At 52.2% G+C, this 23,695-nt stretch carries 27 protein-coding genes and 2 pseudogenes; 18 read left to right on the top strand and 11 right to left on the bottom strand.

What is annotated here, in order from left to right:
* Positions 1–76 precede the first annotated feature (76 nt).
* From ACYZUM_RS16920 to ACYZUM_RS16905, 4 genes and pseudogenes are all read right to left on the bottom strand, one after another.
* Positions 77–655, bottom strand: coding sequence for a plasmid pRiA4b ORF-3 family protein (locus tag ACYZUM_RS16920; protein ID WP_473060881.1), 579 nt, complete (start codon positions 653–655; stop codon positions 77–79).
* Positions 656–658: 3 nt separating this feature from the next.
* Positions 659–2,164: an IS66 family transposase gene (gene tnpC / locus ACYZUM_RS16915; RefSeq protein WP_153380244.1), complete on the bottom strand. Its 1,506-nt coding sequence runs from the start codon at positions 2,162–2,164 to the stop codon at positions 659–661.
* 37 nt (positions 2,165–2,201) lie between these two features.
* Complete coding sequence (tnpB, locus tag ACYZUM_RS16910) at positions 2,202–2,546, bottom strand: IS66 family insertion sequence element accessory protein TnpB (RefSeq protein WP_048351026.1); 345 nt, start codon at positions 2,544–2,546, stop codon at positions 2,202–2,204.
* A pseudogene (locus ACYZUM_RS16905) lies at positions 2,543–2,848 on the bottom strand (transposase); the annotation flags it as partial. The pseudogene ACYZUM_RS16905 and the gene tnpB, both read right to left, overlap by 4 nt.
* 264 nt (positions 2,849–3,112) lie before the next feature.
* On the opposite strand from ACYZUM_RS16905, the gene ACYZUM_RS16900 reads away from it, so the two are divergent.
* A complete protein-coding gene (locus tag ACYZUM_RS16900; protein WP_473060880.1) occupies positions 3,113–3,478 on the top strand; it encodes a histone-like nucleoid-structuring protein, MvaT/MvaU family in 366 nt (121 codons plus the stop codon).
* Positions 3,479–3,805: 327 nt separating this feature from the next.
* On the opposite strand, the gene ACYZUM_RS16895 is transcribed toward ACYZUM_RS16900, so the two are convergent.
* Complete coding sequence (locus ACYZUM_RS16895; protein WP_473060879.1) at positions 3,806–3,997, bottom strand: hypothetical protein; 192 nt, start codon at positions 3,995–3,997, stop codon at positions 3,806–3,808.
* Positions 3,998–4,134: 137 nt separating this feature from the next.
* Here ACYZUM_RS16895 and istA point away from each other — a divergent pair, with 137 nt between their 5' ends.
* Complete coding sequence (gene istA / locus ACYZUM_RS16890; protein ID WP_102053904.1) at positions 4,135–5,634, top strand: IS21 family transposase; 1,500 nt, start codon at positions 4,135–4,137, stop codon at positions 5,632–5,634.
* The gene (gene istB / locus ACYZUM_RS16885; RefSeq protein WP_029309271.1) at positions 5,627–6,430 is read left to right on the top strand and encodes an IS21-like element ISPst3 family helper ATPase IstB; all 804 of its coding nucleotides are present in this window, start codon (positions 5,627–5,629) and stop codon (positions 6,428–6,430) included. Before istA ends, istB begins: the two co-directional genes overlap by 8 nt.
* Positions 6,431–6,612: 182 nt before the next feature.
* Here istB and ACYZUM_RS16880 read toward each other — a convergent pair whose 3' ends face one another.
* Positions 6,613–6,963, bottom strand: coding sequence for a hypothetical protein (locus ACYZUM_RS16880; RefSeq protein WP_473060878.1), 351 nt, complete (start codon positions 6,961–6,963; stop codon positions 6,613–6,615).
* Positions 6,964–7,255: 292 nt separating this feature from the next.
* On the opposite strand from ACYZUM_RS16880, the gene ACYZUM_RS16875 reads away from it, so the two are divergent.
* From ACYZUM_RS16875 to ACYZUM_RS16850, 6 genes and pseudogenes are all read left to right on the top strand, one after another.
* Entirely contained in the window at positions 7,256–7,576 is a 321-nt protein-coding gene (locus tag ACYZUM_RS16875; RefSeq protein WP_473060877.1) for a hypothetical protein, read from the top strand.
* Positions 7,577–8,327: 751 nt separating this feature from the next.
* The gene (locus ACYZUM_RS16870) at positions 8,328–8,588 is read left to right on the top strand and encodes a hypothetical protein (protein ID WP_473060876.1); all 261 of its coding nucleotides are present in this window, start codon (positions 8,328–8,330) and stop codon (positions 8,586–8,588) included.
* Complete coding sequence (locus ACYZUM_RS16865; protein WP_473060875.1) at positions 8,585–9,031, top strand: hypothetical protein; 447 nt, start codon at positions 8,585–8,587, stop codon at positions 9,029–9,031. Before ACYZUM_RS16870 ends, ACYZUM_RS16865 begins: the two co-directional genes overlap by 4 nt.
* Positions 9,032–9,080: 49 nt before the next feature.
* On the top strand, positions 9,081–9,704 hold the full coding sequence (locus tag ACYZUM_RS16860; RefSeq protein ID WP_473060874.1) for a hypothetical protein: 624 nt from the start codon (positions 9,081–9,083) through the stop codon (positions 9,702–9,704).
* A 59-nt stretch (positions 9,705–9,763) separates the two neighbouring features.
* Positions 9,764–10,257 (top strand): annotated as a pseudogene (locus ACYZUM_RS16855) (DinB/UmuC family translesion DNA polymerase); the annotation flags it as partial.
* Positions 10,258–10,812: 555 nt separating this feature from the next.
* On the top strand, positions 10,813–11,793 hold the full coding sequence (locus ACYZUM_RS16850) for an IS5-like element IS1384 family transposase (RefSeq protein WP_010466230.1): 981 nt from the start codon (positions 10,813–10,815) through the stop codon (positions 11,791–11,793).
* 134 nt (positions 11,794–11,927) lie between these two features.
* Here the strand turns inward: ACYZUM_RS16850 and ACYZUM_RS16845 are convergent, their stop codons facing one another.
* Positions 11,928–12,380 (bottom strand): hypothetical protein, encoded by a 453-nt coding sequence (locus ACYZUM_RS16845; RefSeq protein ID WP_473060873.1) that lies wholly within the window; start codon positions 12,378–12,380, stop codon positions 11,928–11,930.
* A gap of 321 nt (positions 12,381–12,701) precedes the next feature.
* Here ACYZUM_RS16845 and ACYZUM_RS16840 point away from each other — a divergent pair, with 321 nt between their 5' ends.
* From ACYZUM_RS16840 to ACYZUM_RS16815, 6 genes are all read left to right on the top strand, one after another.
* Positions 12,702–13,424 (top strand): abortive infection family protein, encoded by a 723-nt coding sequence (locus ACYZUM_RS16840; RefSeq protein ID WP_473060872.1) that lies wholly within the window; start codon positions 12,702–12,704, stop codon positions 13,422–13,424.
* Between the two features lie 175 nt (positions 13,425–13,599).
* Positions 13,600–13,818 carry a hypothetical protein gene (locus ACYZUM_RS16835; RefSeq protein WP_473060871.1) on the top strand — a complete coding sequence of 73 codons (219 nt, stop codon included), beginning with the start codon at positions 13,600–13,602 and terminating at the stop codon, positions 13,816–13,818.
* 329 nt (positions 13,819–14,147) lie between these two features.
* Positions 14,148–14,690 (top strand): hypothetical protein, encoded by a 543-nt coding sequence (locus ACYZUM_RS16830; RefSeq protein ID WP_473060870.1) that lies wholly within the window; start codon positions 14,148–14,150, stop codon positions 14,688–14,690.
* A 53-nt stretch (positions 14,691–14,743) separates the two neighbouring features.
* Positions 14,744–15,724, top strand: a complete 981-nt coding sequence (locus tag ACYZUM_RS16825; RefSeq protein ID WP_010466230.1) for an IS5-like element IS1384 family transposase — start codon at positions 14,744–14,746, stop codon at positions 15,722–15,724.
* A 163-nt stretch (positions 15,725–15,887) separates the two neighbouring features.
* On the top strand, positions 15,888–16,820 hold the full coding sequence (locus tag ACYZUM_RS16820) for an AAA family ATPase (RefSeq protein WP_473060869.1): 933 nt from the start codon (positions 15,888–15,890) through the stop codon (positions 16,818–16,820).
* A complete protein-coding gene (locus ACYZUM_RS16815; RefSeq protein ID WP_473060868.1) occupies positions 16,813–17,514 on the top strand; it encodes an HNH endonuclease in 702 nt (233 codons plus the stop codon). The genes ACYZUM_RS16820 and ACYZUM_RS16815 overlap by 8 nt, the downstream gene beginning before the upstream one ends.
* A 305-nt stretch (positions 17,515–17,819) precedes the next feature.
* Here the strand turns inward: ACYZUM_RS16815 and ACYZUM_RS16810 are convergent, their stop codons facing one another.
* Together ACYZUM_RS16810 and ACYZUM_RS16805 are read right to left on the bottom strand one after the other, a co-directional pair.
* Positions 17,820–19,040, bottom strand: a complete 1,221-nt coding sequence (locus tag ACYZUM_RS16810) for a hypothetical protein (protein ID WP_473060867.1) — start codon at positions 19,038–19,040, stop codon at positions 17,820–17,822.
* 345 nt (positions 19,041–19,385) lie between these two features.
* The gene (locus ACYZUM_RS16805; RefSeq protein ID WP_473060866.1) at positions 19,386–19,637 is read right to left on the bottom strand and encodes a hypothetical protein; all 252 of its coding nucleotides are present in this window, start codon (positions 19,635–19,637) and stop codon (positions 19,386–19,388) included.
* 238 nt (positions 19,638–19,875) lie between these two features.
* Between ACYZUM_RS16805 and ACYZUM_RS16800 the strand changes: the two genes are divergently transcribed.
* Both ACYZUM_RS16800 and ACYZUM_RS16795 read left to right on the top strand, forming a co-directional pair.
* Positions 19,876–21,369, top strand: coding sequence for an RES family NAD+ phosphorylase (locus tag ACYZUM_RS16800; RefSeq protein ID WP_473060865.1), 1,494 nt, complete (start codon positions 19,876–19,878; stop codon positions 21,367–21,369).
* Positions 21,370–21,405: 36 nt separating this feature from the next.
* On the top strand, positions 21,406–22,113 hold the full coding sequence (locus ACYZUM_RS16795) for a hypothetical protein (protein WP_473060864.1): 708 nt from the start codon (positions 21,406–21,408) through the stop codon (positions 22,111–22,113).
* 130 nt (positions 22,114–22,243) lie between these two features.
* On the opposite strand, the gene ACYZUM_RS16790 is transcribed toward ACYZUM_RS16795, so the two are convergent.
* Together ACYZUM_RS16790 and ACYZUM_RS16785 are read right to left on the bottom strand one after the other, a co-directional pair.
* Positions 22,244–22,684 carry an antitoxin Xre/MbcA/ParS toxin-binding domain-containing protein gene (locus ACYZUM_RS16790; RefSeq protein ID WP_473060863.1) on the bottom strand — a complete coding sequence of 147 codons (441 nt, stop codon included), beginning with the start codon at positions 22,682–22,684 and terminating at the stop codon, positions 22,244–22,246.
* Between the two features lie 53 nt (positions 22,685–22,737).
* A complete protein-coding gene (locus tag ACYZUM_RS16785; protein ID WP_473060862.1) occupies positions 22,738–23,046 on the bottom strand; it encodes a helix-turn-helix domain-containing protein in 309 nt (102 codons plus the stop codon).
* Positions 23,047–23,138: 92 nt separating this feature from the next.
* On the opposite strand from ACYZUM_RS16785, the gene ACYZUM_RS16780 reads away from it, so the two are divergent.
* A complete protein-coding gene (locus ACYZUM_RS16780; protein ID WP_473060861.1) occupies positions 23,139–23,597 on the top strand; it encodes a hypothetical protein in 459 nt (152 codons plus the stop codon).
* Positions 23,598–23,695: the final 98 nt, after the last annotated feature.

The raw sequence follows: 23,695 nt of genomic DNA, 5'->3' as shown, positions 1-23,695 counted from the left end.
TCAATATTTTGGAGAAATTAAAAGTGAGGCTCGTCCACAATAAAACGTAAGCGTCCGAACTACACCGCCTTGCAACTCAAACCTTAATCCGTTTAAGCCACTGATTCACGCGCTCGCACTCAAATGCCGCCGGATCAAAAACATCGCCATGCCATTCAACCATGTCTTCATGCTCTGGATGATTGGGGTTGCCCATGGCCTCCAGAAAGTCCTCATAACCAGGCCCGCCACCCACGTCTTCCGGTGGGCAAGCATTGGCGCCATCGATGCAGTACGGCACCTGAGGACACGCAACCGCCGGTAACGTCTTTTCGACCTTGATACTGTGATGCCAACTGTCACCAAAGTCGTAGAGATAATTAAATGTCCGCTTTCCGCTCAGCGCCTTGATCAGCGTTTTACGGGCTTCAGGGTTTACCGTCGGCCCCCAACCATCAGGGTCGGGCATGCCGTAATTCTCACCGGCAATTTCAAACTCATGCAGATGGCTATCACTCCAGCCCATCACGACCTGGATGACATGGTGCAGTTTGCCCAAGGTGATGTTTTCAGGCACCGCGAACCGACGCCAGATCGTCGGAGTGATCCACTTCAGCTCAATGTGCAGCAGCAACAGGTCGGGGGCGGGTTTGGGTAAACGGACAGTTTTAACCATGGATCAGGCAGCCTCGCAGAATTCAGTCAGTGTGAGAGAAACGTTCCAGGGCAGCAGTTCGTCGACCCGATTGATTGGGTAGTCGGCGATGCGCTCCAGCACGTGTGTCAAATAGGCTTGCGGGTTCAGGTCGTTGAGCTTGGCCGAACCCACCAGGCTGTAAATCGCAGCCGCTCGTTCTCCGCCGGCATCGGAACCGGCAAACAGGTAGTTTTTGCGGCCCAGCGCGACGGCGCGCAGCGCCCGTTCGGCGGCGTTGTTGTCGATTTCGATTCGGCCGTCATCGCAGTAGCGCGTTAAAGCCTGCCACCGGTTGAGGGCATAGAGGATTGCACCGCCCAATGTCGATTTTTTCGACAGTTGAGCCAGCGTCTGGTTAAGCCACGCGTGCAGGTGCTCCAGCAGTGGACTCGCCCGACTTTGCCGAACCGTTTTTCTATGATCTGGCGGTTGTCCGCGGATCTCGCTTTCGATGGCATACAGGGCCGCAATCCGTTGCAGCGCCTCACTGGCAAGTGGTGAAGCCTGGTCTTTGTAGACATCGTAAAACTTGCGGCGGGCGTGAGCCCAGCAGGCGGCTTCCTGAATGCTGCCTGCAGCATACAGCTGAGCGAAACCGGCGTAGCCGTCAGCCTGCAAGATCCCGCTGAAGCTCTTGAGATGAGCACGGGGATGTTGCCCCTTGCGATCCGGGGAGTAGGCAAACCAGACCGCCGCCGGTGTCGTGTAACCGGCAGGTCGGTCGTCCCGCACGTATGTCCATAGGCGAGCCGTTTTGGTTTTGCCGTTGCCCGGCGCAAGTACACCAATCGGCGTGTCGTCGGCATGAACTTTATGGCCGCTCATGACATGACGCTCAAGGGTGTTGATCAGCGGCCTGAGCAATTGACTGCTCTGGCCGACCCAGTCGGCCAGAGTTGAGCGCTCCAGATCCACGCCCTCACGGGCGTAGATCTCGGATTGCCGATACAGCGGCAAATGGTCAACAAACTTGGAGACCAGCACGTGGGCCAGTAGCCCAGGGCCTGCAAGGCCTCGGGCTATCGGGCGACTCGGTGCCGGCACCTGAGCGATGTGCTCGCAGCAGCGGCAAACCCACTTGGGGCGAACATGGCGGATCACTTTGAAACGCGCTGGGACGTACTCCAGCACCTCAGACACATCCTCCCCCAAATGGCGAAGTTTCCCACCGCAACCGGAGCATTGCGATTCGGGCTGATGGACGTGAATTTCGCGAGGCAGGTGTTCAGGCAACGGCTTGCGCCGAGAGACGACGCGAGGGGGCGGTTCGATTGGTGGTGTCAGTTCAGTCTGGCTGACTTGCAACTCTTCAAGGCTCAACTGGAGTTGGTCGATCATGGCGTCCAGTTGCTCGGAACTGCGACCGAACTGCATACGACGCAGCTTGGCGATCATCATTTTCAAGCGCTCAATCTCTGCCCGCTGGGCAGAGACCAGAGCCTTCAAGGCTTGAAGATCGTTAGGCAAAGAGTCGGTCGCGAGCGTCATGACCGAATGTTACTTGGGATTTTTTCAGCGTGGCAAGTCAGACCGCGAGGATGGGTGCTGTACGAATTGGCCTGCGCCAATCAATGCCTTCCAACAGCATCGACAACTGCGCAGCCGTCAGCGACACGCTGCCGCTGGTTGCTTGCGGCCAGACAAAGCGTCCTTGTTCCAACCGTTTGCAAAACAGACACAACCCGTCGCCGTCCCACCATAGCAATTTGATCCGGTCACCGCGCCGTCCGCGAAAAGCAAAGATCTGACCGGAGAACGGATCGGCTTCAAGCTGAGTCTGCACCAGTGCGGCTAAACCGTCGAAGCCACGGCGCATGTCCGTGACGCCGGCAGCGATCCAGATGCGGGTTCCAGCGGGCGGAGCAATCATCGCAGTAACTGCTGCAAGATGAGTTGCAGGGTCTGCGGGTCAGGCGTGCCAGTGATGCGCAGCTTGGCTTTTCCCGCCTCAACAACGATCACGGAATGACACTCAGGCGGTGACTGAATGACTTGCGGTAAATCTATTGGCGCCTCGATCACCTGGACAGGCAAAAGCGTTGCACTCTGGCTGGCCGGGCCGAACAAGCCCTCTTGATATTGCTGCCGCCAGCGAAAGACCAGGTTGGCATTGACGTCATGCTCACGAGCGATCAACGACACGGAGGCGCCAGGCTGGAACGTGGCTTCGACAACTTTGCGTTTGAACTCTGGCGGGAAGTTGGGGCGACGACCGGGTCGACGGGCTGGGGCAATGATATCCAAGATAGTGTCCACTAAAAAATGGTGTCCACTATCTTGGCCAATTCGGAGGGCTGTCAGCAGAGGGTGCTGGCCGGACGGTTACAATAAAACCGTATGATTCCAATAGTGAATCTAGAGCGCCCTTGGTTCTAACGATGATGACACTAACCGTTTTTATGGTAGTGTTGTAGAACTATTAAAAAGAGGCCCGTCATGTCTAAACTCGCAGAGTTCCGCCAGCTTGAAAAACACCTCGCCGAGCAGCTAAGCGCGCTAGAAGCGTTGAAGGGTGACGCAGGTCTTAAGAAAGAAATTGAATTCGAATCGAAGCTGCGCGCTTTGCTAGCAGAGTATGGATATAGCCTGCGCGATGTGATCAATCTGCTTGACCCCCAGCCAGTTCGTCGTGCCCCTGTATCAGAAGTCAAAGGCGGCAGCCGTAAGCCTCGCCAACTGAAGGTCTATAAGAACCCTCATACGGGGGAATCCGTTGAAACCAAGGGCGGAAACCACAAAACCTTGAAGGAATGGAAGAAAGAGCATGGCGCTGCCACCGTGGAGTCATGGCTCTCGAAGTAATCTCGGTGAAACTATGAAAAGGCCCTTATGGGCCTTTTCTGTGAGGTTTTTACTGAGTTTGTTCGGGATAACGGAGAACACCCATTTGCTGCCTTGCCCAATAATGCGCTTATTCATCCGTAACCAGAATGATGCTTGACCCGCATCTAACGCCTGATTTTGTTAAGGACTGCACTGCCAGCTGGGTGATCTGCTCCAGTACAGCCCTGAATCAGAACGCCCACCTTCTGTGGACGCAGACCTGGGATGAGGCTCACGGCTGCATCAGCAAAAACGAACGATATCGCTGATACAACCCTGAGTAGGGCTCATACTCGTCGCAGAAAACTACTCGAAGTACGATTCACTGTCCCTATTTGATTCGGAGCTGATGATCTCCAATCCATGCTCCTCGTGCAGCTTCCAGCCCTTGTAGCGATACACCAGTGTCACCACGGCATCGATGTTGAATTCGTTGCCGGACCAGGGGCGTTCCTCATCCTGTTCTCCTTGCCAGTCAAAATTCAGCTCCAGCGTCAAATGACCATTAGTGGCGTCATAGTGTTGCCGCTGACCGAAAACTGACCCAGTAGAGGCTGTTCTGCCGACTGAAAACTGACCCAGGTGTTCAACTGCTTCTGCTCAATTTTTGAGCAGGAGAACACAGGGTGATCAGTATGGAAATGATGGGCAAAATCCGCCGGATGTATTTCCGCGACAAGCTGTCGCTGCATGAGATAGCCAAGCGCACCGGGTTGGCGCGCAACACGATTCGCAAGTGGGTCAGAGCACCTGAGGCCAAGCCGCCGGTCTACCAACGCCGCGCGATCTTCAACAAACTCAGCCCTTTTCACGCCACGCTGGAGCAGGCGCTAAAAGCCGATTCGCTGCGGCCCAAGCAACAGCGGCGCAGTGCCAAGGCGCTGTTGGCGCAAATCAAAGCCGAAGGTTATGACGGTGGCTACAGCCAGCTCACCGCGTTTATCCGTGCCTGGCGAGGGGGACAGGGCAAGGCGTCGCAGGCCTTTGTGCCGCTGACCTTTGCTCTTGGCGAGGCGTTTCAGTTTGACTGGAGCGAGGAAGGCTTGCTGGTCGGCGGCATTTACCGGCGTATGCAGGTGGCACATCTGAAGCTGTGTGCCAGCCGTGCGTTCTGGCTTGTGGCGTATCCGAGCCAGGGCCATGAGATGTTATTTGACGCCCATACACGCTCGTTCGGCTCCTTGGGCGGCGTGCCGCGCCGGGGCATCTACGACAACATGAAGACCGCCGTCGACAGGGTCAATAAGGGCAAAGGCCGGGCGGTGAATGCGCGCTTTGCGGTGATGTGCGCGCATTACCTGTTCGATCCGGACTTCTGCAACGTCGCCGCTGGTTGGGAAAAGGGCATCGTTGAAAAGAACGTGCAAGACAGCCGCAGGCGTATCTGGCTAGACGCCCAGGACTGCCAGTTTCACTCCTTCGAGGAACTCAATGCCTGGCTGGGCCAGCGCTGCCGCGCGCTTTGGAACGAGCTGACGCACCCTCAATACAGCGGGCTGAGTGTGGCCGAAGTGCTGGAGTTGGAGCGCGCTGAACTGATGCCTGTGCCAGCGCCATTCGACGGTTACGTCGAGCGGCCTGCGCGGGTCTCCAGCACCTGCCTGGTCAGCGTCGGGCGCAACCGCTACTCGGTGCCGTGTGAGTACGCGGGTAAGTGGGTCAGCAGCCGTTTGTATCCGACCCGCATCGAGGTGGTGGCCGATGATGCGCTGATAGCCAGCCATGCGCGCTTGCTGGATCGCGACCAGGTCAGCTACGACTGGCAGCACTACATCCCGCTGATTGAGCGCAAGCCCGGCGCGCTGCGCAACGGAGCGCCCTTTGCTGATCTGCCGGTGCCGCTGCGTCAGCTTAAGCACGGCCTGGGGCGTCATGCCGGCGGTGACCGGATCATGGCGCAAGTCCTGGCTGCCGTACCGGTCGCCGGACTCGATGCCGTGCTGGTAGCCGTTGAGCTGGTACTGGAGAGCGGCAGCCTGAGCGCCGAACACATCCTCAATGTCGTGGCACGGCTGACAGCATCCGAACCACCACCCAGCGTCGAAACCCACTTGTCGCTCAAGGAAGCCCCCGTCGCTAACACGGCGCGCTACGACCGCCTGCGTGGCCAGGCCGAGGAGGTCGGTCATGCGTGATTTGATGGCGGAACTCAAGGAGCTGCGCCTGCACGGCATGGCCACGGCCTGGGCGGAGTTAACTGCACAGGGTGAGTCGAACACAGCCTCGTCCAAGTGGCTGCTCGAACACCTGCTGGAACAAGAGCACACAGATCGCGCCATGCGCTCGGTTAGCCACCAGATGAACATGGCCAAGCTGCCGATGCACCGCGATCTGGCCGGCTTCGACTTCAGCGCCTCCAGCGCCGACGCTCGCTTGATCAGCGAGCTGGCCAACCTGAGCTTTACCGACACCGCGCAGAACGTGGTGCTGATCGGTGGGCCAGGCACCGGTAAAACCCACCTAGCCACCGCGCTGGCCGTGTCCGGCATCACCCGGCACGGTAAGCGCGTGCGCTTCTACTCCACGGTCGATCTGGTCAATCTGCTGGAGCGCGAAAAACACGACGGCAAAGCCGGGCGGATCGCCCAGGCACTGCTGCGCATGGATCTGGTCATCCTCGACGAACTGGGTTATCTGCCGTTCAGCCAGGCTGGCGGTGCGTTGCTGTTTCACCTGCTGTCCAAGCTGTACGAACACACCAGCGTGGTGATCACCACCAACCTGAGCTTCGCCGAATGGTCGAGCGTGTTCGGCGACGCCAAGATGACCACCGCCCTGCTGGATCGGCTGACCCACCACTGCCACATCGTCGAAACCGGTAACGAGTCCTATCGCCTGCAACACAGTAGCTTGGCGGCCCAGGCCAAGATCAAATCACGGGAGCGAAAGCGTAAGGGCAGCCAGGAACCGGAGGACGATGAGCCGTTCTGATTTCATGGCGACGACGGCCTGCTACATGGCTGCGTGTGGCAGGTCTTAAACAACTGAACTGGGCTAGCGAAGGAGTGGGGGCAACAGCAGCTGCGCTGGTAGACTTATCCACAGTTGCTGGTAACAAAATCAGCAATCCGCCCTGGGTCAAATTTCAATCGGCAGGGTGGGTCAATTTTCCATCAGCGCCAACAGTCATAGGCTGCATTGGCTGGATCAACGTTCTCCATGGTGAAAAATGTGGCATTGGTTTCCGCCATCTCTCCGGACATCTCGTCCTCAAGCTGCCTATCCAATTCAGGGAGGATTTCGTCTTCGTAGATCGCGTCTTCAAGCTTTTCTAAACTGAACGCAAGCCTCATAAGCCTGATGTCTTGCGGATTAGATCTTGAGACCTGAGTGAGGTCGTGATAGCTCGTAAAGCCGACGCTTTTGGCTGCCTTTTCATGAACAACGTTAAGCGGCATTTGATTTTGACGCGCAAAATCTTTGCATCGTGATTTGATAATATTGACGTAGCTGTACTTGGACATAGCACTCTCCAGCATTGGCACGACGATAGCTTGCTAACCGTGTGCGCCGTTGGGAAAGGTGCCACACAGGGAAGGGTCTTTCTTGATGGTGCTGAGCTTCGCCAACGCAAGCGGCAGGCGTCCATCCACGCCTGCCATTAAGCTGACTCATTTTTTCGCGTGGCACAACCCCTGGGGCTCAATCCGTCATCTGGTTGGCTATAAGGCACTGAGATGGAAGGGGATGGAATCAGGTTCCCGGGCAATGCTGGTAATATGTGGCCAGCCTGATAGCACGCTCACGGAACCTCAAATGCATGAAGATTTGACAGAAGAACAGATGCGCCGAGCGCTGTTCGGTAGCGCCGAGAAGCTTTTCACGCCCCCGCCAAAAAAACCGTCAGAGAGCAGCATTCTTTCGCCAACTAAGCCTCCAGCAAAACGGAGGGCAGCAAGGCCATTTACACCACGGCTGAGGGTAGTTCTTGAGGTCGGTAATGAGTTTGAAGGCAAGACTTACGAATTTGTGTACGAAGCAGACACGCTCAGCACGTTGTTGGCTCAACAGGAAGCAGTGAAAGCGGCGAGAAAGAAGTACAGGTACGTAGAGGTTGTCTCTGTAAAGCCGATGTAACTCGAATTACGGGTTCCCGCTGGCAGAACCCGCTGCGCGGGAAAGGGGCCAGGGGGCTACGGCCTGAGCTGGGGTTATGGGCTGTAGCAGTCCTGAATGATAGATACTCCATGGGATCTCCCCTTTGGTGACAACCCGCGATTGTGAGGTGGCAGAGTTCTGCCGCTGGCTACAACTGCACAACTCTTTTTTACCGCAATAGCAGGCCAAGTACCCAACCAAGCTATGAATACGTTCTCTTTCCGCGCTGATTGCATCCAGCTTGTCTTTGATTTGACGCTGTCGCCTGGCATGAAGGCTATACACCGGCTGACCATCCTTCCGGACCAGGCATTCCCTGATGTTGAGGTCGAGCTTGTAACCGAGATGACGGAAGCTGAATTGCGACGCGTATCGCCACCTTGGATGACGCTCATGTGATCGAAGACACGCTTCGACCATCCGATCTCCGCTCCAACCCGCTTCAGAGCGGTGAAGACCCGGACTCACTGCCTGATCTGCGAGAGTTTTGAGCGACTTCGATACCCAGACCGACGATTTTGTAGATTGTCCGTGCTACAGAATCGGCTACCCCACTTAATATCGTGACAGCAAGATAGCTTCCGTCAGGTGAAGACGCGTGAGCAGGAGCTGTCATGCGCTGTCCAGCCTTCGATGACAGGCATGAAGCGAAGCAAGGGCGGTGCTCATTGATTTCGTCACTAGGTGACGGTCCGCATCAAATTCTGGAAATTTTTTAAAAGGAAAGGGAATGAGCGAAATTAACGTTCCGGCTGAGCAGCGAAAGTCTATCGCCGCATTGGATGTCAGCCATCTGGGCAACCTCCTCGACCAATGTTTGCGGGAAGAGCATCTAGTCGGACTTAGCGATCTTCGCCTCTACGACTGCGGCGATTACATCGGCGAACAATTGAGGATATTTGAGAGGGCAGTGCAAGGACACGCGGCGGCACAGGCTCCAAAAAACGTGCCCAAACGGAACAGGACGTTCGGCGAGCTGGGAGTGCGTTGATTTCTGCTGTGCAGCTGATGCAAGGCAGGGTCGAACAGGAGCAAAAAGAAGCTGAGTTATTTGTTGTTGATGATTACGTAGGCCAGCCTTATCTGCACAGCAATCGACTATCAGTGTCTGTCAGCTACCGCTGGCGTAGCCAGGCCACGGAGCCTTGGGAGATTGGCAGCATCAAATTCACGCATACGCATCATTTCGCACCGGCATATTTGTCTTCTCAGCCAAAAAGGAAACCTAGCGCGGCGGCTCAAGCCACAGAGAAGGAGGCTGAGTTGTATCGCGTCTGGGATCACTTGCGGCGCCTAGCGTTGCATTCTGTGAAAGAGTATTTCCAGGAGGGCGGTGACGGCAGCAAGATCCCTCAAGCCTTCCAAGCCAAACACGGTGTTTACGGCGGAGGCCTGAATAACTTCAGCCTCTCGTTCTGGAACGACAAACGCTAAGTCCTTTCAGCCTCATCACCTCCATTGAACAGTTCAGAAGACATACAACGTGGCCAGACGTAGAAATAGGAAATCCCAGTCGGATACTGCCAGCAAACCAGATGATTTTGGGCTGTTTAAAAAGGCTCGTCTCGCAGTCATTTCTGCAACCGGTGGCGTTTTCTTGGGGGCTTACACAAGCCTCATCACGGGATACGTCGGACCTTTTCTGACATCGATGGTGGAATGGACTCAAGACCACCTTCTACCGATGCCTGCTGACCAACAAATCGTTGCACAGGCCCATTTCTTCGTTACCAAGAAGTCCGGAACACGTCGCTCTGGCGAGGTGATGGGTGTCGCGTTGAGGGGGATCGATTGCCTCAAGCCAGGCGGCGCCAGCGATTACAACTTGTATGAATTTGGTGACGAAGTCGTATACACGAACGCTCTTCTGCACACCACGTGTCGACCTTCAGGCAAAACGAAGGTGACAATCACCCCGCGCAACGGCAATCCAGTGGTTCTGTTCAACGGCTTCATCAACGGCAGGGAGCAGGTTGAAATTGGAGGCGTTGAAGGTAGCTATGAATACGGGATGCTCACAGTTTCGTATGTAGGTACGAAAGAGCCGACCGGACCGTACAGGCCTGTCAATCAGACACCGCCCCCGCTTGCTGAAAACCGTCAGTAAAAATGTGGAAAGCTCTAAGAGGGTAGGGGCTCAGGGGCCCCAGGCTTCGATGAGGCTGAAAGAGAACGGAGGCCATCGAGCCGATCAAAGAGGCAGTGGCTACGTACACCCAACGCGCCGCTGAAAAGCTTCGGGCTCAGAATTCTCTCTGCAAAAAGATCCGAGTCAGTATTCGCACGGGGATGTTCAACCCAGAGGAAGCGAAGTATGCGAACGGCGCACTGGTGGAGCTACCGTATCCCACAAATGACGTGAGGTTAATGACAAAAGCCTCGACTGAGGCAGTCAATCGTTTGTTCAGACCTGGCTTCAAATACAGCAAGGCGGAGGTTCTGCTAATGGATTTGCGTCAACCGGGCGAAATTACCGATGACCTGTTCGCCTATGCGCAACCTGCTGCGGCAGGCAAGGTAATGGGTGTGCTTGATGAGGGCGGGGTACTTTGCGGGCAGCAAGCGTTCTATCCGACCCTAAATGGTCTATGAAGCGGGATTTAATGAGCCAAAGCTTTACTGCCCGAATGGATGAGCTTTGGACAGTCAAATCTCAATAAGAGGAACCAAGTCTTGCTTTATACCAAGTGGAGGATGATATTCGCTTCCTCTTCTTCGATAATTACATGAAGAGATATTTATCTCTATTAGGTTCCGAGCTTTCGCACGGGCAGGCCCTCATTTTCAGAGATCTTGCTTTCGACGGAATTTCGTAAAATCGGCTCCCACCCATGATTGCATCTCTTTTATTGCGACCCGCTTTGGATATACTTTAAAGAAACAATCTTTCAATTCAGTATCCTTTTTCGGCATTTCAGGCCGGATTGGCTATCACTGTCATTGGGCAATGTTTAGCACTCATCAGGATTAAGGTGAGATGGTTTGCCAGGAAATGCCATTAAAGAAATTAGCATCATTAATTCAAGCTAGGAAAAATATGGGTTCAGCGTCATTCGAGTGACTGTGGTGGAAAAGACTGGTAGCGCCTAACCCCTAAATGCCAGAAGTCACTTATATTCTGAACGTATTTCTCGTCTATTGCTGGCATTAGGGAAACTCTGAAAAAGACTTTCTGATTTGGCAAAATACCGCGACCCCACCCACCGAGTTTCCCGATGAAGCAGATGACCTTCGCCGACGCCGAGTACGCTGGCAAGCGCAAGCAAACCCGCAAGGAGTTGTTCCTGATCGAGATGGATCGGGTGGTGCCGTGGAAGGGCTTGATTGCTTTGATCGAGCCACATTATCCGAAAGGTGAAGGTGGCCGTCCGGCCTACCCGTTGATGGCGATGCTGCGTGTGCATCTGCTGCAGAACTGGTTCGGCTACAGCGATCCAGCGATGGAGGAAGCGCTGTACGAAACCACGATCCTGCGCCAGTTTGCCGGGCTGAACCTGGAGCGCATCCCCGACGAAACCACCATTCTCAACTTCCGCCGCTTGCTGGAGAAACACGAGCTGGCGGCCGGCATCCTCGCTGTCATCAATGGCTATCTGGGCGACCGCGGCCTGTCGCTGCGCCAGGGCACCATCGTCGATGCAACGCTGATCAATGCGCCCAGTTCGACCAAGAACAAGGACGGCAAGCGCGACCCGGAAATGCACCAGACCAAGAAGGGAAACCAGTATTATTTTGGCATGAAGGCCCACATCGGCGCCGATGACGAATCGGGTCTGGTGCACAGCGTAGTGGGCACGGCGGCCAATGTGGCGGATGTCACCCAGGTGGACAAATTGCTGCATGGCGACGAAAACGTGGTCTGCGCCGATGCAGGCTACACCGGTGTCGAAAAGCGGCCCGAGCATGAAGGACGTGAAGTTATCTGGCAGGTGGCGGCACGCCGCAGCACCTACAAAAAACTCGATAAGCGCAGCGTGCTGTACAAAGCCAAGCGCAAGATTGAAAAGGCCAAGGCTCAGGTGCGCGCCAAGGTCGAGCATCCGTTCCGGGTAATCAAGCGCCAGTTCGGTTACACCAAGGTGCGCTTTCGCGGCTTGGCCAAAAACACGGCGCAACTGGTGACACTGTTCGCTCTGTCGAACCTGTGGATGGCGCGCCGACATTTACTGACGAATGCAGGAGAGGTGCGCCTGTAATGCGGGAAATGGCCACCGGAGTGGGGTCCGGGTGGCGAAAACGTAAGAAATACTCGTCGAATTGATTGTTTTTTGATCATTTGGCGAGTTTAAAAGTTGCGCTAGGTGGTATGCCGGGGAAATACATGGCTACTTCAGACCATCCTTAGCTCGGCTTTAAAATCACCATCACCTAGCGCCTTTATACTGACGTTCCACCAGTATGGATCTTCCGGAACTCCAACTATATCCTCCCAGCCATATTTAAATTTATCCGATTTTGCAAAATTGCTTGTGTTGTCAACGATTATTGTGATGCAGCCAGACCTCGCACTTATAAATAATATAGGCGACAGTAGCCCTCGTGCTAAAGCCTCTTCAAGAAAATAAAATAATCGTGTCTCACCGATTACTCCCCAGGCGATTCCTATTGTCTGAATGCCAACGGATAATAGAGGTGCGGCATCAACGTCCAGCCATTGTATGGTTTGATGTATAGAATGGTGAACGTAATCTTCGCCATTGATGACTGGCCCCCGCTCTATATACTCGGTCGATAGAAAGCGTGAGTAAGAAGGATAGTAACTTCTGGTAATCATTGTCATCATGCCTTGAATTATTCGTGATAAGGGAATGCTTTTATCTTGAAAAAGTCAAGCGATGAAGTTGTTGTCCTTTCTATAAGTGGTTTTTTACTTATTATATCTGAGCCTGACATTTGTTCGGCACAAGAATGAGTCATAAATTTTAATAGGCTCTTCCGTATTTTCGTTGTCTTGCTCGTTCCGTCTCTAGGGCCTCTATAAACTGGGGCGACATTGGCATCACAGTTGGGAACGCAGAGTCCACAGTTCATGCGCGGTTGGTCACAAACGTGTGCAGGCTGCTATAACGGGTTGGTACTCCAAGACGGTGAAGGTGCGAAAGCCATGCCTCTTATTGATGACGTTGACAGCTTGCAATCGATTTACATCAATCGTGCCACCGGGAAGAGAAACGACGACGATGAGCGGGATTACCTTCTGTACCGACAGAGCGTTCTTGACGATCCTCGTATGGCGTCGGTGGTTCCAGCGTGGGTGCGTCGTTGCAGGAGCTTGGATCAGTTTTGGGGGTTCATCCAGCCAAAATTTCCAAGCTACGCCGAGCGTAGGAAGTTCATCTGGGAAGAGTTTAGGTCGCTCGTTGACTTCGCTGAATCGGGTGGGGTGCACCCTTCAGATATCGTTGTCTCGGAGGCGCTGGACCGCATTGACGCTGAGCACGTTCGTATCGCTTGGACTAAGGCGCTTGAAAGGCGCTCAACTGATCCCGAGGGAGCTATCACCATGGCTCGTACTCTCCTGGAATCGGTATGCAAACACATTCTTGACGAAGCCGGAACGAGCGACCATGAGACAACTCCTGACCTGAACAAGCTCTACAAGCAAACCGCTACGCTTCTAAATCTGACGAAGGCACAGCATGAAGAGGTTGTGTTCAAGCAAATCCTTGGAGGGTGCACAGCCGTTATAGAGGGTTTAGGGGCGCTTCGGAACCGTTTGAGCGATGCCCACGGAAAAGGAAAGGGTGGGGTGAAGGCTGCCCCTCGTCATGCAGAGCTGGCAGTGAATCTGGCGGGTTCGACTGCGCTTTTCCTGCTTGCCACATAGGAGGCAAAAAACGGGGATTGAGTGTGGTATCGCGCAAAAAGGGGCGGATCAAGTTTGGTGCAATGGGTGGTCAAGTCAACGCAGTAGCGACATATCAACGGGTTCGGATCAGTGGCTTGAACCAGGGGGGAATTCAACTAGCCTTCCTCGCACCGGACATCCAAGGAAGAAATTTATGCCAGATAATTTTCAAGCCAACATACACATCGCTGACGCTCTCACACTGCTTCTGCACAACCAGCATGCCCTTGCTGCGGCCATAGAAGAAGTGACTGGGTGGCTTGCAAAGAATGGATCAGCGGATGTCGCCGCTAACGCAGTAGGTGCCCTGAACACGTTGGACACGAATGTCCAGGGGATTACAGCCGCTATCATGCGGCTACGGCAGTTGTAGTCATTGTCCAACGTCAACGTTGAGCGCGTCCCGGGGGTAAGTGGGAATCTGGTTCTTTTGAACGTGGAGACCATTTCTGTCCACCCTCGCTTGGCTTGGCTTGCCACTGCGTTGCCTACGCACCTGCGCTGACTAAAACCGTTGCATTCTAGGTGACTAAAAGGCGCCGGAGTGACAACCGACGAAGACAGGCAAATCTGTTGCATCGACCGGTTGAATCCACAGCCAATAGCGGTCACTTCCTGTCGCCAAACTGGGGCGACTCACATCACATTTTTACTTATCACCTGCGTGCATGAGGCGCTCGACACAATATTAAAGTTAATCGAATGTTCGATACTGATAACTTTCGGCGAGAAAGACTGGCTTTAGTACAACGGTCATATAAACTACTTGAAGGAAAAATTCAAAAATCTATGAGTGGGAACCTTGTGATAGAATCAATTCATTTCAATGGGAAAAAGTTAAAATTTCATTCTTCGCAAAACAAATTAGATCAAAATATATTTACTACTATTGTAGGTAAGAACGGTTCAGGTAAGAGCCGACTGTTGAATTATATCGTCACAAAATGTATCGCAAGTTGGAATGGTGCCATCGATCCTGAACAAAAGGATACGTTTGATCTACCAACTGCCGTTATTGCGTTATCTACAAGTCCATTTGATAGATTTCCAATTAGCAACCCTTTAATTAAGAATGCCGATTATCGACTTGTTGAGTCTAGCCTGGGTTACTATCATTACTTAGGGTTAAGAGGGCTGTATAGTGGAAATCTAAGCATGTCTTTTATGGTTCGAATTATTGCAGGATTGATTCGGGCGTTAGCTGGCGATGCTGGAAGAATAAAAACTGTTCTAAGGAAACTCTGAAAAAGACTTTCTGATTTGGCAAAATACCGCGACCCCACCCACCGAGTTTCCCGATGAAGCAGATGACCTTCGCCGACGCCGAGTACGCTGGCAAGCGCAAGCAAACCCGCAAGGAGTTGTTCCTGATCGAGATGGATCGGGTGGTGCCGTGGAAGGGCTTGATTGCTTTGATCGAGCCACATTATCCGAAAGGTGAAGGTGGCCGTCCGGCCTACCCGTTGATGGCGATGCTGCGTGTGCATCTGCTGCAGAACTGGTTCGGCTACAGCGATCCAGCGATGGAGGAAGCGCTGTACGAAACCACGATCCTGCGCCAGTTTGCCGGGCTGAACCTGGAGCGCATCCCCGACGAAACCACCATTCTCAACTTCCGCCGCTTGCTGGAGAAACACGAGCTGGCGGCCGGCATCCTCGCTGTCATCAATGGCTATCTGGGCGACCGCGGCCTGTCGCTGCGCCAGGGCACCATCGTCGATGCAACGCTGATCAATGCGCCCAGTTCGACCAAGAACAAGGACGGCAAGCGCGACCCGGAAATGCACCAGACCAAGAAGGGAAACCAGTATTATTTTGGCATGAAGGCCCACATCGGCGCCGATGACGAATCGGGTCTGGTGCACAGCGTAGTGGGCACGGCGGCCAATGTGGCGGATGTCACCCAGGTGGACAAATTGCTGCATGGCGACGAAAACGTGGTCTGCGCCGATGCAGGCTACACCGGTGTCGAAAAGCGGCCCGAGCATGAAGGACGTGAAGTTATCTGGCAGGTGGCGGCACGCCGCAGCACCTACAAAAAACTCGATAAGCGCAGCGTGCTGTACAAAGCCAAGCGCAAGATTGAAAAGGCCAAGGCTCAGGTGCGCGCCAAGGTCGAGCATCCGTTCCGGGTAATCAAGCGCCAGTTCGGTTACACCAAGGTGCGCTTTCGCGGCTTGGCCAAAAACACGGCGCAACTGGTGACACTGTTCGCTCTGTCGAACCTGTGGATGGCGCGCCGACATTTACTGACGAATGCAGGAGAGGTGCGCCTGTAATGCGGGAAATGGCCACCGGAGTGGGGTCCGGGTGGCGAAAACGTAAGAAATACTCGTCGAATTGATTGTTTTTTGATCATTTGGCGAGTTTAAAAGTTGCGCTAGGTGGTATGCCGGGGAAATACATGGCTACTTCAGACCATCCCTAAGCGTTTTAAGCTACTTGGGATTCAATCCTGCAATCAAGGCGAGCTTTACTTGCGACATTACCGTACCTGTTTTATCTCAAATTTCAGAGAGCGAAAATCCGGTTGAGGTTATCAATGAGTTCTTGATTGGCCAGCGCCGAGCAGGATCTGAGTTTCGTCGGCTGATGATGCGAATGGATGAACAGGCTGAAGAGGAAAAATATAAACTTGTCGATTCTGTTAAGTATTATCTGCACGAACATAGAATAGATATCAAAGATAAAAAACTAGAAGTAATTATCACAAATAAAGGTGTCTTTAACGAAGTAACTAGTTCTCCCATTAATGATAGATTTATCCCCATGATGGAGGCCGGTCTACTTAAGCTTCGCAGCTTGGAACTTCATAAAAAAGGCCACGCTAAACCATTTAAAATTAGCGATGCAAGTTCGGGAGAGCAGTGCATAGTTTTAGCTATGCTGGGTATAGCGTCTCAGATAACAGACGGGGCATTGGTTTGCATAGATGAACCAGAGATTTGTCTCCATCCTGAGTGGCAAGAGCGGTATATTGATCTGCTTATGAATACCTTTAGGGGCTTTAAGTCCTGCCATTTTATTATTGCCACTCATTCACCTCAGATAGTTTCAAGGCTAGAGAGTGAAAACTGTTATATTTTAGATATGCAGAAGTCAGTACTTTTGGATGCGGCGGACTCTAATCGACGATCTGCGGATTATCAGCTAGCTAATATTTTTTCTGCTCCAGGGTTCAAAAACGAATATTTAATGCGAGAGCTTTTGAAGTTGCTCAGCAAGCTATCTGAGGGGGTCGAACTTTCTAACGACGATCACGAAGTTATATCCAAAATTCGTGAGCTAGAAAATTCACTTGAAAAATCCGACCCAGTTCGCCAGCTATACTCTTTGGTTGTAGCTGCGACCTCGGAGGCACGCGCCGATGGCTGACGATGCATATTATGCCTTCCCCCATGTCGAGTACACTGAAACTTCGGCTAAATTTGTTGACACATTCTTATGTTCACCCGAAAAAAAAGGAAATTACTGGGACGGTGATGAAAAGGCGTTAGTTTTAGTAAAGAAAGAAATTAAAGACCACTATTTGCGTGTGCAAGACTATATGTGTGCGTATTGTAGGCAGCGGATGGAGGTTAAGCATAATGGCATGTGGGATACTGAACATATAATAAATAAAGATGAGTACCCGGCTTTTATGTTTGAGCCTAGAAATTTGTGTGTCTGCTGTAAGGACTGTAATACGATCAAGGGCAAAAAAGGCGTACTTAAAAATAAGAGCCGTAAGAAATACCCCAACTTAGCTAGCGACTATACGTTCTGTCACCCGCACTATCATGAATATTCTCGCCATGTGAGGGTGGTTAAGGAAGCCATGCTCTATCTTCCTATTACAGATGAAGGAAGAGAAATGATTGAAGTTTGCGGACTGTTGCGTTTTGTCTATAAATTTGCAGGTTATGGATGCGTTGAAAGTAATGTCCCTGCTCTTCTCATCCGCTTGGGGCACGAGCTTCAGGAGGCAAAAACTCCTCATGAGCAACTTGCACTTATGACGATCGTTCAGGACTTGATGAGCAATAATATCAAGAAGGTTGCAGGCGAGCTTGTTAAGCAATATGCATGAACGAATGGATTATTCATGGATGAATGATCCAGTAGCTTTGCTGTGGTTTGAATCGTCCGCTCTCTTCGAATGACTGCTTCTGGCCGAAATCGGCCGGTCGACGAGTGGAGCATTAGGGCCGCAAATACTGGTTCCTTTTGCAATAGGGGCTTGCGATTTTAAAGCCGGTACTCGGACGAAGCTAGGGTCTGTGTACGGTGATAAAACGGCATTTATTACTGCGTGTTCTCGAAGGTGAAATTAATGGCATGCTGGCGTTTTGAAGAAAGACTCAAGAATAGGGTGCGTATATACTTAACAAAAACTTAGACGAGTTTTTTTGTTTCATCGGCTAAGTAGGCTAGCCCATCCGAACTGGTTGTACCGACGTTAGCCGCCTCCGTGTCTCTGATTATTTGCTTTCGGAGTTCATCAAAAATCGAAACTTGACAGTCCTGACCAATGTTTTGCTCGCTCAGCAGAATTTTCTCCAATATGCTTGTTTGACGCTCAGCGCTGAGAGCGTCCCACACACCAGGCGTTATGAACCACTGGTCCGTTCCATTGACCATCCATGATTCAACCATCGATAGAAAACCCAGAGCATGTCTACACCAGTATCTTAAATAGTTTTCAAGATGTTCCTTATTATCTGCTGTGCTTGCAAGGAACAATGTCGTCCTTCCCGCTTGGGGCACCACGCCAATCAAAGCACTCACTTCAAATTTTCGCACGCCGCTCTTGAGTCCGAAGTTTCCAATGCCTGTCAGCGCAACAGGGAAATCAATATCAATTTGCAGCGCTTCCAGAGCGATTCCAGTGCTGTCGCCATTGAATACTGCGCGTTCAAAAGCCGGAAGTAGGTGCAATTGAAGTTCGCTTTTTAGTTCGGCTAATGGCTTGATCTTTTTTTCCGCACCCACCAGTAACGGATCTTGGTCCATCGTCAATGTAGAGGCTTGCAAACTTACTTCCGCACCTATACCACGGGCGCGCTCTGTGATTAGCCTCATCAGTCCTTTATTTCTCTGTTTTACATAGCCTTCTAAAGTGTCGCGTAGGTCCTTAAGGATGGTATCGCAGCGAAATAACTCTCTGCACCCTGCCCGATAAGCTTGAAGCAGCACATCACGAACTTCTCTTATATTTTTGTCTTTTTCAAAATCTTCAAACAACTTTTCGTGCGCTGCGCAGAATCCCGGAAAAGTCGTCGCAGCTGACAGCCCAACCTTTTGCATGGTTAGCGAGCCGACTTTATGATCGAATGCTGGAGTCAGTAAGTTCCCGGCATCTGCAATTGGAGTAAGAGACATTGATCGCGGAATTGCATGGGACCTTGCGATGCTTGATGAGGTGCAACCTGGGACCATACACACTCTAGCCCTGCTCCAATTTTTTACTGCTTTCTTAACATTTTCAAAGTGGGTCGCAGCCCTAATCGGCTCGCTTTCAAATATGATTTTGTTATTACTGAAGTATTCAGCTTCCACCGAGGAAATGATTTTTTCCATCTCGGCTAACCACCCAGCGGATTTCTTGTTACTCATCTAATGATTCCGAAGTACATGATGGGCGTTCCTTGATGATGACTCTATCGCTTAGCGGCCTAACAGGCAAACTCAAGGCATCTGGAATCGAGGGAACCATTACTCAGACTCCCCAAAAACGACGGCTCAACCTGATGAGCGACAATGCGGCGATAGTAAAGAAGCACCAGCTGGGCTTCCGGTTTAAAAGCAACCGAATATGAGGATGGGTGGCAATCAAACTCACGCGGTTAAACGTCCGCTTTTGATAGCTGCCTATCGTCAAAGGTCGCTGAGACCATTGGCCGACGTATAAAGTGACCCGGTCGACTTTGTCAGGACTTAGGAATGTTCGACGAGGCGCGATTAGTCGTTCTGATTTCTTCTTACAAAACGCCGGCTCCTGCCAAACTGGGATGCGATTTTATCCGCAGCCAATCTAAATCGTTCCGCCGCTAGCTCACGTGCCTCACTGGACATTTTGCGGGCTTCCGATCGCCAATTTGCCCTGACCGCATCCATCCGCTCGTGGTTGAGTGCTTTCAATCTGACCAAATCTTCGAAGGTCAATTCTGATCTGCTGATAACGCTGCCGTTTTCATCGCTAGGTTTAGTCATTTGCTCTCTCCTATGAGCGTTGCGGTCGTGCGATGCATGATAGGTAACGTTACGCCTACCTATCGATTTTACGCCAAGCGGCCGACCTAGCTTTTACGGAATGGATGAGTCAGATGAAGTACCAGTATACGCTAGCCATTGGATGAGAAGCCTAGGCTGGCTAATGATCTGTCGAAATCAGATTTTTGCCCTCAGTTGGTGTACAAGCTATTGAAAAGAATCAATCTGTGAGGGAAATATGCATCCTGAAATTGCTGATCAAGGCGAGCTGTCTGAAAAGTTGATTTGTCATGGGTGTGTCGGTGAAGCATACCTTTCACCTGTGATTTTCAGAGAAGGTCGCCCAGGTGCATGCTCATATTGCGGTGATCAAGAGGCCAATTGCATTACGCTCGAAAATTTGGCCGATCGCGTCGAAAAAACGATTTCCGAACATTATTCTCGTACTTCAGACGAACCTGATGACTATCAATACGCGATGCTCCGTGATCGGGAGTCGGACTATGACTGGGAGCGCGATGGTGAGCCCATTCATGATCTGCTCTGCGAGTTGCTTGTCGTTGAAGAGGTTGTCGCTTCGGACATCGTCGAAGTTCTTGCTGATCGGTTCGATTGCCGAGGGCCGGGAGATCCAGATGAAGGTGAATCTGATTTTTCACCAACCTCCTACTACGAGTTGAATTCGCTCTCGCTCGGCTTTTGGAATCAAAGGTGGGAACGTCTTGAAGACGCGTTGAAGAATGAGTCGCGGTTCTTCAATCGAGAGGTCTTAGAGGTGCTGAAGTCAGTTTTTGCAGACCTTCATGATGTGCGCTCCAGAAGCCATGGTCTGGCAGTGGTGGCAGTGGGGCCTGAAACTTTTCTTCCTGCGTTATTCAGAGCCAGAGAATTTCAAAGCGAAGAGGGGCTACAAGCTGCACTTTCGGATCCGGTCAGACAGCTTGGTCCCCCTCCAGGAAGCTTTGCCCGTGCAGGGCGCATGAATGCGTCAGGGATATCTGTCTTCTATGGTGCCGAACAACCTCAAGCTGCGTTGTCTGAAGTCCGGCCTGTCGTCGGCAGTAATGTCGTTGTGGCGAAGTTTTCGATTGTCCGTCCACTGAGTCTCCTGGACCTGCGTGCACTGGAGACTGTTGTATTCACGCGTAGCGTATTTGATCCAACCTCCGCGGAGGAAAGAGTGCGCATGGGATTTTTACGTACCCTAACGAAACGACTTACCGTTCCCGTGATGCCCGGTGCTCAAGACAGAGAATATCTGACCACACAGGCTGTCGCCGATTACCTGTCGGGCTTTACTGAGCCACAGTTGGATGGGATTCTTTTTCCATCCGTACAAAACGGTAGCGGCGTGAACGTTGTGCTCTTTCATAAAGCTTCGTCGGTGGAGCCGTTGGACAAACCCGAGGGTACGGAACTCTGCGCATCCATCAAAGACTATGACTACGAAACTGGCAGTGAATACGACTGGTACCAGATTTCTTTACGGGCATCACCGGAAGGTAATTACGAAGGGGCTGCAAACGCTTCGTCGTCAGATCTTCATAGCTCCCTAATTCCACAGCATGAAGCAACTGAGCGAAAGCCGGCGCTTCGCCTCGAAATGAATTCGATAGAAGTCCACAAAGTCGATGCTGTGAAGGTGGAAACCACACCCCATTCGGTGTATGTGTCCTTCGGGAAGCCGAATTCATGGCTAGGCACGGAATCTATGACAAGCGACGATTTTTGAACACTGTCGAGAACGTATTTTCTGAGAGATGAAACAGTGAAATTTGATGAACCTTTTCATTTAAATGCAGGTAACCGATCTGTGATGATTGGAGGCAAACCTCCTGCAATGGTTAAGAGCGACCTTGAGGCGGGTGTGGCTCGATTAGGGGGCTTTTGGCGCCACCCCAACTATTTCGAGTCTTACCTATATTCTGCATCGGTACTGATCGAACGAGGTCGTGCTACGGGAACCTTGGATGAAATTGGGCTGCCCGGTTTCTACCTTCAGCGCCATTCCATTGAACTCCTATTGAAAGATGTATTGAGTTGGTTAACCAGCATTTCAGAGCTTCGTAATCAGTTAGGTAGATCTGTCAGTAAGCCGAGTGACGAATTACTACGGGATATGCGTACCAGTCACGACCTAATTGAACTCTACGGTCACGTGATTGAGCTTGCTGATATGCTCAGTCTTTCACCCCCGCCCGACGAGCTTGGAAGCCTGATCAGGGATATGGAAACATTAGAGATGACTGAAACCTGGTCTCGCTATCGTTCGTCATCGAAAAAGCAAAAAAACAGCGGCGCTCGATCAAATGTGGATCACATCCCAGACGAAGTCGTAATTCCCATTGTCGAATTTCAAGAACGATTAGATGCAATTGCCTGCCTCACATCCTCGCGTGAAGCTTTCGGGGACACCTACGAGGACGAGTTAGAAGAGGTCTGGTCAGAGCTGAACGCCGCAATCGAGAATTATTAAAAGAGTATTCTCTTAGGGGTGGTAATCGCACGTTGCGGGTGCGATGAGCTGGCCCCTATGCGAACGGCTGACTATATTTAGGCCATTAGACATGGCACGGATACGGTCATGCTGAATTTTCCTTGAGTGCTTACACGCTCACTCCATGCTCAAGCTGCCAGATGAAGGCTTCAACGATTTTGATGCCCACGAAGGTAGAGAGCAGCTCAACTGGCGCCTTCTGCCCCAAGGCCAGGGCGGGTCGAGTTATCCATTCACGCGTGGCTAACTGGTCCCCTTCGAATAGCCCGAGTGAGGATCGAAGGACGAGGGCGGTGCTGTAAAGGTAGTCGCTTTCAGTTGAAGTCAGTTTGCCTGTCTTCAACCATCGCCGGCGCGCGGGCTCCTTCACCTCCAGTAGCGATGCCAACGCAGATGGGGACAGTCCAACCAAAGCACTCAGCTCATCGAAAAATGACGCAGGCAGCCCGGCGCGAATGAGCTTTGAGGTTGTGACCCAGTCCGCTCGTCCATCGAGCATGCGCAGAAAGTCAGAGGCGCTTCGTGACGCTGCTTCAGTGTGTTCAGCCATATCCGCCTCTCGGGACACCAACATCGATCGATGTGCATGGCGCTAGATACTAGCTACTTATCCGAAGGCACATCCTTGCTCGTCGAGAGATCAAAGGCCAAATCGGTCCTGACTTTCTCAAAAAGCGATTGCAGGTCCTCGTCTGGCGATCTTTCTAGGTAGCACCCAATGATGAGGCTTGCGGGATGGATGTTCATGAATGCTGCGAACTGCTCGATCTTCTCAATCGTCGGAGACTTCAGCCCCCGTTCCAACTGGCTGATGTAGGTCCGGCTTGATACCAACGCAAACGCGTCCTGACTGAGCCCTCGCCGCGACCGTAAATTCCTGAGGGCGCGGCCAAGAGCGATATTCAGTTCCATTTTCTCATCTCATAAAAGAGATGATGAAGCACGAAATGAACACTATAATGCCACGCACTATAGTGTTCATTTGCGTCTTTTTGGGAAATTATATGTTCGAAACCTACGAGGCAGCGAGGCTGCCGGGACTGCCATCGTTCGGGCAAAACACCACCCGCTGGGCGTTTATTGCTCAGGCCTCAAACAGGGAGTGGTTCTATGTGACGCATCAGTATTTTCAAGCCGGGGATGCCAATAGCGTTTGCTCCCAGCAGTTCCTGATTCCCGACGTAATCGGTTTGATGAGCTTGGTGCGATCCGACACGCCTGACGCTTTCGTCCGCTCGGTACAGCTCGTAACACCAGGTTGGATGAATGGCAGCGAAGAGTGGTGTATGGAGCCCCTTCTAGGGTTGATTGCCTTGCCAGGAGAAGAGAGCAGTAATAGGTATGCATACGAAGTTGCCGGTGGCGGAATTTACCCCACCCAACATGCGAGTGCAGCGCAATCCATGGGGTTGAAAATATGGCCCCGTTCGGTAGGAGGCGATTCAAGTGAGTCCACATCTTGAGCATTTGCTCTGCAAACCAAATCTTTCGCTTTTCCCTAATGCCCAGATCGTCAACGACCAATTTTTCTGGGGCTTTGAATGCGGAGATGGATGGTTCG

The organism is Pseudomonas sp. m6p, assembly GCF_055760375.1.
This window is presented reverse-complemented; position numbering and strand designations above follow the sequence as displayed.